The sequence below is a fragment of the Edwardsiella anguillarum ET080813 genome (assembly GCF_000264765.2).
Taxonomy (GTDB): domain Bacteria; phylum Pseudomonadota; class Gammaproteobacteria; order Enterobacterales; family Enterobacteriaceae; genus Edwardsiella; species Edwardsiella anguillarum.
Genome location: NZ_CP006664.1, coordinates 2560627 through 2574887, shown reverse-complemented (window position 1 = coordinate 2574887; position 14261 = coordinate 2560627). Strand labels below are relative to the sequence as shown.

The window sequence follows — 14261 nt, the reverse complement described above, 5'->3', positions numbered from 1 at the left end:
TGCACTCTCCCATTCAGTCGGGGCCCCACGGGGCCCCGACTCGCCATTACGGCGCCGCCGGCGGCGTCAGGCTAGCATAGTACGCCGCCAGATCCGCCATATCTTGCCCGCTGAGGCGCGCCACATAGGCCGACATGATCCCCGCCTGCCCACCGTGGCGCGTCCCGGCCTTATATTCCTGCATCGCCTCCACCAGGCGCTGCGCACTCAGCCCGGCCAGCGGCGGATAGATCGGCGTCAGCCCCTGCCCCTGAACCCCGTGGCAGGAGGCGCAGGATGCAGACTTCTGCCGTCCAGCGGCGGCATCGCCGCCCGCCTGCGCCGCCAGGGGCAACGCCAGCGCCAGTATCCCCATCACACCCCGTTTCATCGCTATCCTCCTGAGAAATCCGTTGTCGTACCCTACATCCAGTCCTTAGACCAGTGAATATTCCACGCCGTTTCCCCGGCCGGCGCCACCCCCTCTTGGGTAACAAATACGCCCAGCGCGGCGATCAGACGCTCACCATAATACAGCATCGGGGTGCGCTCACGCTCCCAGGGCGGAATATGCATCTCCTGCCAGATTTTTTTTATCGCCCGGGAGTGGCGGCGTCCCACGATGCGCAGCACTCCCTGCGCACAAAAACGGATGGTGACGGCTTCGTCGGGCGCCGGAGCCCGCACGCAGACGCCCCGGCTGCCAATCTGCAGCTCCCCCAGCCCATCGGGCAGCGTCAGCGGCTTACGCAGATCCCAGCGTAGCACCTCGTCGCGCAGCGAGCGCAGCGGCGGCAGCAGGTAGAGCCGACGCCGGAAGCGACGCACCTGGCATTTGGCCAGGTGCAGCTGCGGCTCGGCGTCCTCACGGGCCAGCGCGACCTCGTGCCAGAGGCGCTGCAGCTGCTCGCGCGTCGGCATCATCACCCCAAAGCAGGCGATCCAGCGCCGCAGCAGCGCATAGCGTTTGGCCTCGGAGAGCGGCAGCAGGCCGTCGATGCTCAGGGCATCATCTTCGCTCATCAGCGCCTGCAGCGACTCCATCAGCAGTTCGTCCAGCAGCTGCTCCTGTTCGGCGCACAGGCTGGCGCTGCGCGCCACGGCCTCTGAAAAATGGGGCCAACGCTCACGCAGCAGCGGCACAATGCGCATACGCAGGAAGTTGCGATCGAAGCGGGCATCGGTATTGCTGTCATCCTCGACCCAGGAGAGATCGTGCGCCTGCGCATAGGCCATGAGCTGTTCACGGGAAATATCCAGCAGCGGACGCAGCTGTTCGCAGGCGAAAAACGGCATGCTTTGCGCCATCGCCGACAGGCCGGTCGGGCCGCTGCCGCGTTTGAGCGCCAGCAGGAAGGTTTCGCACTGATCGTCCAGATGCTGTGCGGTCAGCAGGGTTTCATGACTGTCGATCAGCTCGGCAATCCCCCGGTAGCGGGCATCACGCGCCGCGGCCTCCACGCTGTTGCGCTGAGTATCGACCTGAACGCGCAGTATATGCAGCGGCACCTGCCACAGATAGCACACCGACTCACAGTGGTCGACCCACTGATCGGCGAAATGGCTCAGTCCATGGTGCACATGCACCACCCGCAGGCGTAAATGGGGAAGACGGCTGGCGCGCAGCTGTACCAGCGCATGCAGCAGCACCGTGGAGTCCAGGCCGCCGCTAAAGGCAACCAACAGATGCCGGCGCCCGGCCAGCCTGTCGGCAATGTGCCTCTGGATATCTAGGGTATTCATGGAAGTATTTGCGGCTTTCACCGCCCTGCATCGATAAGTATCAGCACGTTAACCAGCAATTCCGCGAGAAGCAAGCCCCTTGCTCTCCACGCCGCGCCGGGAAGCGTTCCCCGGCGCAAACGCCGTCGGTCTCCGCGCCGTTTGATGCCGCCGCGCGGGCGGCATCCCCGATATCCGATTTTACTCTGACACCGCCTGCGGCGCAGCGCGCCGTACCAGCAGCAAGTTGACCAGCCAAATCACGGCCACCAGCGCGACGCATCCCAGCGCCCCCCAGGCGATATCGCTAAACACCTTGGCATAGGCCATCACCGAGTGGGTGAGCGCCTCTCCGCCGTGGGCAAAGCTGGATTCAGCGGTCTGATTGGCGATGATCCCGGCCAGATAGTTGGCTACCGATCCGGTCGCCAGCATATAGATCCCGGTGAGGACGCCCGTCACTCCAGGGATCGTCAGGCGCGTGATCTGCGCCATGGCGACCGGATCGATAAACAGTTCTGCGCAGCCCATCACCGCCAGCCCCAGCACCGTCAGCCCCATGGATGCCTGTCCATGCTGCGCCGCCCAGCGGGCGTTGAAGGTCAAAATACCGAAGCCGATGCTGATCAACGCCAGCCCCAGGGCGAACTTACCCCAGATGCGCAAAATACGGTTACCGCCGCTACGCTCGCTGACCAGCCAGGCCAAAACCACCCCACAGGCCATCACGGCAAAGCCGTTCACGGACTGGAACAGCGCCGTCGGCACGGTGAAGGAGAGCAGATGACGATTCACAAAGCGGTCGATAAACAGGCTGATAGAGCTGCCGCCCTGCTGGGCAAAGGCCCAGAACAGCGTACCCAGCGCCATCAGGATCACTATCTGGATTAGCCCACGACGCTGTTCGGGCGTGGCCCGGCGAAAAATTTTGCCCAGGATAATCATCGCCGCCGCGCAGACCAGCGCCAGCGCATAGCTGGACCAGTCGCGCCAAAACAGGACGGCGACCAGCAGCGGGGAGAGCAGCAGCCCCAGCAGCAGCCAGCTCCAGTTGGGCAACACGGCCCTGCGCGCCTGCAACGCCTGACTGTTCACGCCGCTCGTATGGCGGAAGTGGCGATGTCCACACATAAAAATCACCAGACCGGCAAACATGCCGATCCCCGCCAGCGCAAAGCCGACGTGCCAACCGTACTGTTCGGCGGCCAGACCACAGGCAATCGGCGCTATGATCGAGCCAATATTTCCCGCCGCATACAGTAAGGAGAAGCCCCCGTCACGGCGCGGATCCTCTGCAGAGTAGAGTTCGCCGAGCAGGCAGCTGATATTCGATTTGAACAGGCCATAGCCGCACACAATGATGGCCAGGGCGAGATAGAGAGAGAACGGAGAGACGGCGCTGAGTCCCAGAACGACGTGTCCCAGCGTCATCAGCGCGGCGCCGGTGACCACGGCCACACGGTTGCCCAGCAGCTTGTCGGCCAGGATACCGCCCAGAATAGGCGTGACATAAACCAGCGATGCATAGGCGCTATACAGGCTGAATGCATGGGTATCGTTATACCCGAGCTGGTGGGTGAGATAGAGGATCAGTAACGCACGCATGCCGTAAAAGCTGAAATATTCCCAGATTTGTAGCGCTACGACATAGTAGATTGCGCGCGGTTGTGAGGGTGTTTTCATAGATTCTCCCTGACGCGGGGGATAGAACGGAGGGTAAAAATAAAGGGCGCCCCCTGACGGGGCGCCCTCGGTCATCAATTACTTCTGTTCAGTTTTGATAACGTTCACAGTGTAACGACCGTCAGCCTGGCGATAGGCGCCGTGGATGTCGGTTTCGAAGCCCGGGTAGTGAGCACCGATTTCGCACAGCATCTGCAGGAACTCCAGAACCGGACGGCTTTCTTCGGTCAGCATTTCACCCGGCATTACCAGCGGAACTCCCGGCGGGTACGGCAGGATCATGTTGGCGTTAACTTTGCCGATCATGTCTTCGAGGTAAACTTCTTCGGTCTGACCGCGCAGTTCCATCTGGAATGCGTTGTGCGGGTTCATCACCATGGTCGGCAGCACTTCGAAGGCACGGTACATCAGATCCGGCAGGTTGTGATGCTGGATCAGCGCGTGGATGCCCTGGGCCAGTTCCTGGATACGCATGTTTTCATAGAACTCCGGATCTTCACGGTACAGTGAAGGCAGCATGTTCTTAACGCGCAGGTTCAGGTCATAGGCACGTTTGAAGTCGGTCAGACCGCGCAGCAGGCTCATCGCCTTGGTCTTGTCGATGCCGATGCTGAACAGGAACAGCAGGTTGTACGGGCCAGTCTTCTCAACGATGATGCCGTGCTCGTCCAGGTATTTGGCAACGATGGAGGCCGGGATACCGGTATCCGCCATGGTGCCATCTTCCTTCATCCCCGGGGTCAGCAGAGTCACCTTGATCGGGTCCAGGAACATGTGGTCTTCATCGATGTCTTTGAAGCCGTGCCAGGATTCTTTCGGATCCAGGTTCCAGCATTTCGCTTCGTCGATGTGCTCCGGCTGCCATACGTCGAAGAACCAGCCATCAGACTCGCTACGCAGGCGTTTGATCTCTTTACGGAAGCGAACGGCACGTTCGATAGAACCGTTGATCAGACGCTTACCAGCGTTACCCTTCATCATCGCCGCGGCGGTTTCGATGGAAGCTACGATACCGTAGTGCGGAGAGGTAGAGGTGTGCATCATGAACGCTTCGTTGAAGGTTTCTTCGTTGATGTCACCTTTAACGTGGATCATGGATGCCTGGGAGAAGGCCGCCAGCAGTTTGTGAGTAGACTGGGTTTCATAGATAACCTTGCCTTCCACACGACCACCGCTCATGCCGCACAGACCTTTGTAGATCGGGCTGAAGTTGGTGTAAGGCACCCAGGCTGAGTCGAAGTGGATGGATTTAACATCCAGGGTCTTCTTGATGTACTCAGCGTTGTAGAACAGACCGTCGTAGGTGGAGTTAGTCACTACGGCGTGTACCGGCCAGGTCGCGTTCGGGGTGTTCTTCACGCGCTCTTCGATGGTTTCACGAGCAAATTCGCTCTTCGGAATACCACCCAGGATGCCGTAGGCGTTACGGGTCGGACGGAAGTAGATCGGCGTAACGTCGCTCATCATCATCAGGTGAGTCAGCGATTTATGGCAGTTACGGTCGATCATGATGGTGCTGCCGGCCGGCGCAGAGTACATGCCGACAATCTTGTTGGCGGTAGAGGTGCCGTTGGTCACCATGTAGCTGCGTTCAGCGTTGAAGGTACGTGCGATGTACTCTTCCGCTTCTTTGTGCGGGCCGGAGTGGTCCAGCAGAGAGCCCAGCTCAGAGACAGAGATGGAGATGTCAGATTTCATGGCATTGGCGCCGTAGAAATCATAGAACAGGCTACCTACCGGGCTCTTCTGGAACGCGGTGCCGCCCATGTGGCCCGGCGTACAGAAGGTGTACTTGCCTTCTTTAACGTAGTTGAACAGCGCCTTGGTCAGCGGCGGCAGGATTTCGTCTACGTAGGCATCGGTGCTCTGGCGGATTTTCAGGGCGATGTCTTCGGCAGCACCCAGTGCATATTCGAAGAACTCAACGTTCAGGCGCAGATCGCTCAGGCTGACATCCAGGGTAGAGTGGGTGTTGGCAAAAGCGTAAACCGGCAGGTGCTCGTTCATCTCGCTGATGTCGCGGCACAGATCCAGGTTATAGGTATCCCAGTCGAAGATGACGCCGCACAGACGTGCGTTGTTGTCGATCAGCTTCAGCAGGTCTTCACGATCGTTCGGATACACGATCTGGAAATTCTGTGCTTCCAGTGCCTTATGCAGTTCACGGATGGGTTCTTCTTTGAAGTAAACACCCATGTGATTCAGGATGGCAATAATATTCATACTTTAATTCTCCAGGCAAAATGCGGGCCTCTCTCTGCCGTTCGGCAGGACTGTGTCGCAGTAGAGAGAGGCTGGATAAAGTCGTTAAATTACTTGCTGTGTGTAATCGTTATGATTACTAAATAGTCTTACTTATTTACTTATGCCGCGGCGTTACTGTTGTTCTCAGTATTCTGTGCCTTGCGGGTATTCATCTTACGTGCGTAGAACATCAGGATGATCAGGCTGACGATGAAGGTACCGGACAGCTCCATGTTGCCTGCGCCCATCAGGGCGATGAAGCAGAAGCAGCAACCCAGTACGGCGGCGACCAGACTCATGATGTTCTTAACGTTGGCGCCTTCGAAGCGAATCAGGTCAACGCAAGAGTAGAAGTACGGCAGCATGGTCAGCAGTACGGCGATACCGGTCAGCATACCGAACAGGTCAGAGGCTTTACCGCCGCTGGCGTTCAGGATGGTGATCAGCACCATCAGTACGGTCATTTTCACGGAAGCCAGCAGCAGGCCTTTCTTCGGAATGCCGTTCTTATCCATCTCACCGTAAACTTTCGGGAAGTTACCGTCGTTGGCGGCGCGGACACCGGCCTGGCCAACCAGCATCATCCAGGAGCCCAGAGAGGTCAGGCAGGCGAAGGCGGTGAAGGCGGAAACAACCGGACCAGCCCAGTGACCGACCATCGCAGAAGCGGAGACGGCGAACGGCGCACCGGAGGCAGCCATTTCACTGGCCGGGAACATACCGGCGATAACCTGAGTTGCGGCGATGTAGACGATACCGGCCAGGCAGGTACCCATCATGGTTGCCAGCGGAACGGTGCGCTGCGGGTTTTTAACCATGCCGGTACTGACCGCGGCAGATTCAACCCCAACGAACGCCCACAGGCACAGCAGGATACTTTTAACAACGGCGTGAGTATCGGTGCCACCAGAGGTGTTCCAGTTAGCGTGATAAACAGCCGGATCGAACCAGGCCCAGCCGGCGATGGCGGTGCCCACAACCGGGATCAGTACCAGAACCAGACCGATGGTGGTCAGACGGCTCACCCAGGTACCACCCAGCATGTTAACGAAGGTGAAGATCCAGACGATGGCGATACAGGCGATACCCGCCGGTACCGGGCTGTTCAGCAGCGGGAAGAAGGTGGACAGGTAAGAGACGGCGGTGATGCCGATAGCCAGGTTACCGATCCAGTTAGCGTGGTAATAAAGAACACCGGTCTGGAAACCAAAAGCAGGACCAACCTCACCGGCATAGGCGATAGGGCCACCCTGCTGCGGGTTCTTGGTAGCCAATCGGGCATAGACATAAGCCAGAGACATGGCACCAACCAGAGAAATGATCCAGCCGAAAATGGCGATGGAACCTAAACTCGCCAGGTTTGCAGGCAGAAGTGCAATGCCGCTCCCCATCATATTACCGGCGACTACACCGGTACAGGCGATAAGCCCGATTTTTTTGCTCGATGACATGGTCAAGTTGCTCCTGATTAATTTTCAGATAAGTCGAATTTACTCACTGATGTCTGGCGAGTACCCGACTTGATGGCAGGCATAGTAATGACCCCGGAAAGCAAAGTCCTAAAGGTAAAGTTAAATTCTCAGCGTGTCGCAATAAATGACATCTTGATGTTTTTTAGGTGAAGGTAAAAAAACATCAAGGGAATTCATATAAAACCTTACAATACAATACGTTGACACAATGTTGACATGAAGAAACAGCGCAAAAAACACGCTAAAATACCAACAAAATGCTCAGAGCTTTCATCACACAAATGGAGTCAAAAAAGCAAATCGCCGGGTGATGTTGAGGTTTTATCCGGGAGATCATGGGGTAAAAAAAAACCCGTCTTCATCGCTGAAGGCGGGTGTGGTTAATCATTATACAAATCTATTCAGACTTCTCTGCATCATAATTGAGCAGGTAAGGTGCAACGCGCTCAATATTAGTTTGGAATACACCATTTTTAATCCAGTCCAGCGTGTTGTGACCCGGGCGTAGATTAAAAGCGGTGATATAGGCATCCGCCGCCTGGTTATTTTGCCCCTTCAATTCATAGACCTTGCCCAGCAACACATAGTTGATCCAGGACATCTCCAGCTCAATACCCTTATTGATCGCGGAGAAAGCCTGATCCACCTTCCCCTGCCCCAGATAGTCGACGGTATAAATCTGCTGAATGATCGGAGTCCCCTGCAGCAGCGGGTTGTGCTCTACGTCATTAATCTCCTGGCGTAGCGCCGCCAGCTGCGGCGCGCTGAGGGGCTGATAGGAGTTAAGTAGAATATCGACCAGCGCCTTTTCCGCCTTGGCATACACAAAGTCGGGATCCTGTTTAATAATTTGCGTCAACAGGCGGTTGGCCTGATTGAGTGATTCGCTGTCGCCCTGCAGCAGCAGCTGATGGGCCTGGTAATACTGCTGCAGCATCTGACTGTGCGTAGGCATCAGCGCCTCATAACGCTTCTCCAGCGAAGGGGGCATGCTGACCTTGAGCACGGTAAAGATACTATTGATAAAGTCCTTCTGAACGCTGAGCAGGTTATCCGGCGTGATAAAGTAGCGCTTTTCCAGCATCACCGAGTTATCCGCGTTGTCGATCAGGCGAACCGAGAGGAAACACTGCTGCGCCCGATAGTGGCGCTGATTGACAAACTCGATGTACAGCGACTTACCTGAGCTGCTTTGGCCGCCATAGTTATAGTTGGTCTGATCGTGAACCAGGAAGGTGGAGTAGGTATTCAGTCCCTGAGTGAGCTCCTCACTCAGCCCAATCACATAGGAGAGCTGATTGGTCCAGTTACTGCAGCTGTTACCGCCCTGGATACGGATATCAATATCGCGGGGATTAAGCAGCATCGGCTGAGGCGCTACCGGCACCCGGTTGCTGAACACCGCCAGTCCAACAAAGGTCACGCACAGCGCCAGCGCCACCAAAAAGGCCACCCAGACCCAGAATGAGGAGCGCTTGGCGCGCCGCGGCGTCTTCTGCGCGGCGGGCGCAACGGGCAGCACCGGCGCATCACGCGGCGGCGCTGGTTGCGCAACAGAAGCTACAGCAGACGCCGAGGGCGGCGCGACGGCGCCAGGCTCCGCGGCAGATGCGGGGCCAACACTCCCCAGCGGCGCACTCACGTCGGTCACCGCAGGGTTAGTCGGCGTCTCTACCGGTAGAGCCGCCGCCGCCGGCAGCTCGAGACTCTCCTCCCCACACCAGATAACCGACTCAACCAGCTTATAGCCACGCTTCGGCACGGTCACGATATACTCTGGTGCTTCGGGACGCCCATCCTTCAGGTACTTGCGCAACTCGGAGATACACTGAGTAACAACATGATTGGTAACGATATTTCGTTTCCATACATTATCAATCAGCTCATCTCTGCTCAACACCGTATCAGGATGATGAGCAAAATAGCTCAACATGTCGATGAGTCTGGGCTCAAGTACCAACACGCGTCCTTCGCGGGTGATTTTATTGTCTGCTGCCAGTACTAACCACTCGCCTACGCGGAAAGTTTGCTCTTGCATAGTGTACTAATTGCCCGGAGAGAAAAGTCTGAAGCGTGCCATACTAACATAGTGCTTAAAGTAACACCTACACGCCATCTATTAATTTACCACCGAAACTGTTTTCTTCGCCAACTATTCCTGATACAACTCCAGCGGTAATCCATCCGGATCGCGAAAAAAAGTAAAGCAGCGTCCGGTATATTCGTCACGGCGTATCGTCTCGCACGTCACGCCGTGACTGGCGAGATGCGCAACGGCCTCCCCCAGGTTCGCAACGCTGAAGGCCAGGTGACGCAAACCGCAGGCCTCCGGCGCGGATACCCGCGGCGGCGGCGCAGGAAAAGAAAACAGCTCCAGTGTATAAACGCCATTCAGCGCCAGATCACCCTTCCATGAGTCACGCTCAGTGCGGTAATGCTCACGCACCAAGGAAAAACCGAGGATATCACAATAAAACGCCTTGCTGCGTGCATAGTCTGACGCAATCAAGGCGACATGATGAAGACGATTGAGCTGCACTATATCTCCCGAGGTCCCATAAAGTGTTGCGGATTATGCCGTGGGCGCGATAAAAGCGTTAGCGCCTGACGAGGGAAAACATACAGAAAATAAAGGCATCAAGCCCGTTTCCGGGCTTGATGTAAAGGGATACCACGGTAGGGGGATCAGCAGTAACCGTAGTTCATCAGACGCTGATAGCGACGGTCGAGCAGCTCTTCTTTTTCTAGGGTATCCAGCTCCCCCAGATCGGACAGCAGCTGGGCCTTCAGGCTCGCCGCCATCGCCTGCGGATCGCGGTGGGCGCCGCCCAGCGGCTCCGAGATCACCGAATCGATCAGCTTCAGCTCCTGTAAGCGCGGCGCGGTGATGCCCATCGCTTCCGCGGCCAGCGGCGCCTTGTCGGCGCTCTTCCACAGGATAGATGCGCATCCTTCCGGTGAGATCACCGAGTAGGTGCTGTACTGCAGCATGTTGACCTTATCGCCAACCCCGATAGCCAGCGCGCCGCCGGAACCGCCTTCGCCGATCACCGTGCAGATGACCGGCACCTTCAGCCCAGACATCTCGCGCAGGTTACGTGCGATAGCCTCAGACTGACCGCGCTCTTCTGCCCCCACCCCCGGATAGGCGCCCGGGGTATCGATAAAGGTGATGATCGGCAGGTTAAAGCGCTCGGCCATCTCCATCAGGCGCAAGGCCTTACGGTAGCCCTCCGGCGCCGGCATGCCGAAGTTACGGCGGATCTTCTCTTTGGTCTCGCGCCCTTTCTGATGGCCAATCACCATCACCGGACGGCCGTCCAGACGTGCCGTGCCACCGACAATCGCCTTGTCGTCGGCGTAGGCGCGATCGCCGGCCAGCTCATCGAAGTCGGTGAAGATATGCTGAAGATAATCCAGGGTATAGGGGCGGCGCGGATGACGCGCCAGCTGGGCAATCTGCCAGGCTCCCAGATCGGCAAAAATCTTACGGGTCAGCTCAACGCTCTTCTCACGCAGGCGCTGAACCTCCTCGTCGATATTAATATCCAATTTTTCGTCTTGACGGCTGAGAGCGTTCAGCGAATCGATCTTCGCTTCAAGTTCGGCAATCGGCTGTTCAAAATCCAGAAAATTCAGACTCATAGTATTCCTATATTAGTCAAATTCCAGTTCCACCTGTTCACATCCCACCAGCGTGCGCAGATCGAGCAGCAGGCGATCCGTCGGCGTCACGCGCCAGGCTGCACCGAAACGAACCCGGGCCCGCGCATCCGCACGCTGATAATACAGGTGTACTGGGATCGTCCCCGAACGATGTGGTTCCAGCGCTTCACGGAGACGGTTTAAAAGCTGATCATCAATTTGCCTGTCAGTCAGCGAGATGGCAAGTCCACGTGCATATTTTTCACGGGCTTCGCTGATATCCATTAACTCGCGGGCGATCATTTTAAGGCCGCCGCTGAAGTCATCAAAGCTGACCTGTCCGCTGGCGATCAGGATACGGTCTTTCTCCAGCAAATGCTGGTATTTTTCCAGCGCATCGGTGAACAGCATCACCTCCAGACGGCCGGATCGATCGTCGAGGGTACACATTCCGATGCGGTTACCGCGCTTGGTCGTCATCACCCGGGCCCCCAGCACCAGCCCCACGGCGGTGGTCATCTTACCACGATCCGTCGGATGCATATCCTTCAGACGGCCACCGCCGGCATAGCGTTCGATCTCTTTCAGATACTGGGTGATCGGATGGCCGGTCAGGTACAGCCCCAGGGTCTCGCGCTCGCCGTCCAGCACCATCTGGGCTGGCCAGGGCGGCACGCTGCCATAGGATTGCTCTACCTGCTCCGGCTCTTCCGCCAGCACACCAAACATGTCCGCCTGTCCGATGGCCTCGGCGCGGGCGTGCTGCTCGGCGGCCTTCAGCGCATCGCTCAGCGAGCTCATCAGCGCCGCGCGGTGCGGCCCCAGGCGATCGAAGGCGCCGGACATGATCAGCTTCTCCATCATCCGACGGTTCAGCTTCTTGGTATCGGTGCGGGCGCACAGATCAAACAGATCCTTAAAATAGCCCTGTTCGCCGCTGTTGCGCGCCTCGATGATCGCCTCGATTGGCCCTTCCCCGACCCCTTTGATGGCGCCGATACCGTAGACGATCTCGCCCTCATCGTTGACGTGGAAGTGATACTGCCCGCTGTTGATGTCCGGCGGCAGGATCTTCAGCCCCATCCGCCAGCACTCATCCACCAGCCCGACCACCTTCTCGGTGTTATCCATATCGGCGGTCATCACCGCCGCCATAAACTCGGCCGGATAGTGGGTTTTCAGCCACAGCGTCTGGTAAGAGACCAGCGCATAGGCGGCGGAGTGCGACTTGTTAAAGCCATAGCCGGCGAACTTCTCCACCAGGTCGAAGATGTGCATCGCCAGTTCGCCGTTGACGCCGTTGTTCCTGGCGCCCTCTTCAAACACCGAGCGCTGCTTGGCCATCTCCTCGGGCTTTTTCTTACCCATCGCACGGCGCAGCAGGTCGGCGCCGCCCAGCGAGTAGCCGGCCAGCACCTGGGCTATCTGCATCACCTGTTCCTGATACAGGATCACGCCGTAGGTCGGCTCCAGCACCGGCTTCAAACTCTCATGCTGCCACTCACGGTCCGGGTAGGAGAGCTCTTCGCGCCCGTGCTTACGGTCGATAAAGTTATCGACCATCCCCGACTGCAGCGGGCCGGGGCGGAACAGCGCCACCAGCGCGATCATATCTTCGAAGCAGTCCGGCTTTAGACGCTTGATCAGATCCTTCATCCCGCGCGATTCCAGCTGGAATACCGCCGTGGTCTCCGCGCGCTGCAGGATATCGAAGCTCTTCTGATCGTCGAGCGGAATGGCGGCGATATCCACCGGCTCCAGCCCCTGGCGCGCACGGCGGGCGTTGATCATCTCCAGCGCCCAGTTGATGATGGTCAGGGTACGCAGGCCCAGGAAGTCAAACTTCACCAGCCCGGCGTACTCCACGTCGCTCTTGTCGAACTGGGTGACCGGGTGATTCCCCTCGGCATCGCAGTACAGCGGCGCGAAGTCGGTGATCTTGGTCGGCGAGATCACCACCCCACCGGCGTGCTTACCGGCGTTGCGGGTGACCCCCTCCAGCTTGCGCGCCATGTCGATCAGCGCCCGCACCTCTTCATCCGCCTCGTAGATCTCCGGCAGCTGCGGCTCCGCCTCGAAGGCCTTGGCCAGGGTCATGCCAGGATCCGGTGGCACCAGCTTGGAGATGCGATCGACGAAGCCGTAGGGATGACCCAGCACACGTCCCACGTCGCGGATCACCGCCTTGGCCGCCATGGTACCGAAGGTGATGATCTGCGATACCGCTTCACGGCCATACATATCGGCGACGTGATCGATCACCCGATCGCGCTTCTCCATGCAGAAGTCGACGTCAAAGTCGGGCATGGATACGCGTTCCGGGTTAAGAAAACGTTCGAACAGCAGATCGAAGGCCAGCGGATCGAGGTCGGTAATCTTCAGCGAATAGGCCACCAGCGAGCCGGCGCCGGAGCCGCGCCCCGGCCCCACCGGAACCCCGTTATCCTTAGACCACTGGATAAACTCCATCACGATCAGGAAGTAACCGGGGAAGCCCATCTGGTTGATCACCTTCAGCTCGATCTCCAGACGCTCATCGTAAGGCGGGCGCAGTCGGGCACGGTCCGCCTCATCGGGGAACAGGAACGTGAGACGCTCCTCCAGCCCCTCGTGCGCCATCTTCACCAGGAAATCCTCCGTCGACATCTCCCCGGTGGGGAACTGCGGCAGAAAGTACTGGCCGAGTCGGATGGTCACATTACAACGCTTAGCAATCTCTACGCTGTTCTGCAGCGCCTCGGGCAGATCGGCGAACAGCTCGCACATCTCCTCTTCGCTGCGCATGTATTGCTGAGCGCTATAGTTACGTGGGCGCTTGGGATCGTCTAAGGTATAGCCGTCGTGGATCGCGACGCGGATCTCATGGGCGTCAAAGTCCGAGGCCTCCAAGAAGCGGACGTCGTTGGTCGCCACCAGCGGCAAATCACGCTGCTGCGCCAGCTCCACCGCCAGGTGCAGATAGCTCTCCTCATCGGGGCGTCCGGTGCGCACCAACTCTAAAAAGTAGCTATCAGGAAAGTGCCGTTGGTAGAAGTCAACGCACTCACCGACCAGCGTCTGATTACCGCGCAGCAGCAGCTTACCCACGTCGCCGTGGCGGGCGCCGGAGAGCAAAATCAGCCCGGCGCGGTACGCGATCAGCCAATCGCGATCGATCGTCGGCCCCTCTGCGCCATAGCCGCGCTGGTAGGCGTGTGAGATAAGCTGGGTCAGATTCTGGTAGCCCTCGTTATCACAGGCCAGAAGAGTCAGCGCCGACAGCTCATCGCCCATCGTCTCGCTGCGGACCAGGACATCGGCCCCGACCAGCGGCTTGATCCCGGCGCCGTGCGCGCTGCCATAAAACTTGACCAGCCCGCACAGGTTGGTATGGTCGGTGATCGCGAAGGCGGGCATCCCCAGCGCGGCGACCTTCTTGACCAGGGGACTGGTCTTCGCCAGCCCGTCGATCATCGAGTAGTCACTGTGCACATGCAGATGTATAAAACGTGGTTCCGCCATCGAACGATTACCTTT

The 14261-nt window shown here is 58.2% G+C and carries 9 protein-coding genes; all 9 read right to left on the bottom strand.

The window, feature by feature from the left end:
• Window positions 1-46: 46 nt before the first annotated feature.
• Window positions 47-370, bottom strand: coding sequence for a c-type cytochrome (locus ETEE_RS11535; RefSeq protein WP_034163236.1), 324 nt, complete (start codon window positions 368-370; stop codon window positions 47-49).
• Window positions 371-402: 32 nt separating this feature from the next.
• Window positions 403-1722, bottom strand: coding sequence for a tRNA lysidine(34) synthetase TilS (tilS, locus tag ETEE_RS11530; protein ID WP_034163235.1), 1320 nt, complete (start codon window positions 1720-1722; stop codon window positions 403-405).
• 180 nt (window positions 1723-1902) lie between these two features.
• Window positions 1903-3384, bottom strand: coding sequence for a dipeptide permease DtpD (gene dtpD, locus ETEE_RS11525; protein WP_034163234.1), 1482 nt, complete (start codon window positions 3382-3384; stop codon window positions 1903-1905).
• Window positions 3385-3462: 78 nt separating this feature from the next.
• Entirely contained in the window at window positions 3463-5607 is a 2145-nt protein-coding gene (locus ETEE_RS11520) for a lysine decarboxylase CadA (protein ID WP_034163233.1), read from the bottom strand.
• Between the two features lie 140 nt (window positions 5608-5747).
• Window positions 5748-7079, bottom strand: coding sequence for a cadaverine/lysine antiporter (gene cadB, locus ETEE_RS11515; RefSeq protein ID WP_034163232.1), 1332 nt, complete (start codon window positions 7077-7079; stop codon window positions 5748-5750).
• A gap of 418 nt (window positions 7080-7497) precedes the next feature.
• On the bottom strand, window positions 7498-9138 hold the full coding sequence (gene cadC, locus ETEE_RS11510) for a lysine decarboxylation/transport transcriptional activator CadC (protein ID WP_034163231.1): 1641 nt from the start codon (window positions 9136-9138) through the stop codon (window positions 7498-7500).
• 114 nt (window positions 9139-9252) lie between these two features.
• Window positions 9253-9639, bottom strand: coding sequence for a VOC family protein (locus ETEE_RS11505; RefSeq protein WP_095666557.1), 387 nt, complete (start codon window positions 9637-9639; stop codon window positions 9253-9255).
• A gap of 146 nt (window positions 9640-9785) precedes the next feature.
• Window positions 9786-10745, bottom strand: a complete 960-nt coding sequence (gene accA / locus ETEE_RS11500) for an acetyl-CoA carboxylase carboxyl transferase subunit alpha (RefSeq protein ID WP_034163229.1) — start codon at window positions 10743-10745, stop codon at window positions 9786-9788.
• A 12-nt stretch (window positions 10746-10757) separates the two neighbouring features.
• Window positions 10758-14246 (bottom strand): DNA polymerase III subunit alpha, encoded by a 3489-nt coding sequence (gene dnaE / locus ETEE_RS11495; protein ID WP_034163228.1) that lies wholly within the window; start codon window positions 14244-14246, stop codon window positions 10758-10760.
• Window positions 14247-14261 lie beyond the last annotated feature (15 nt).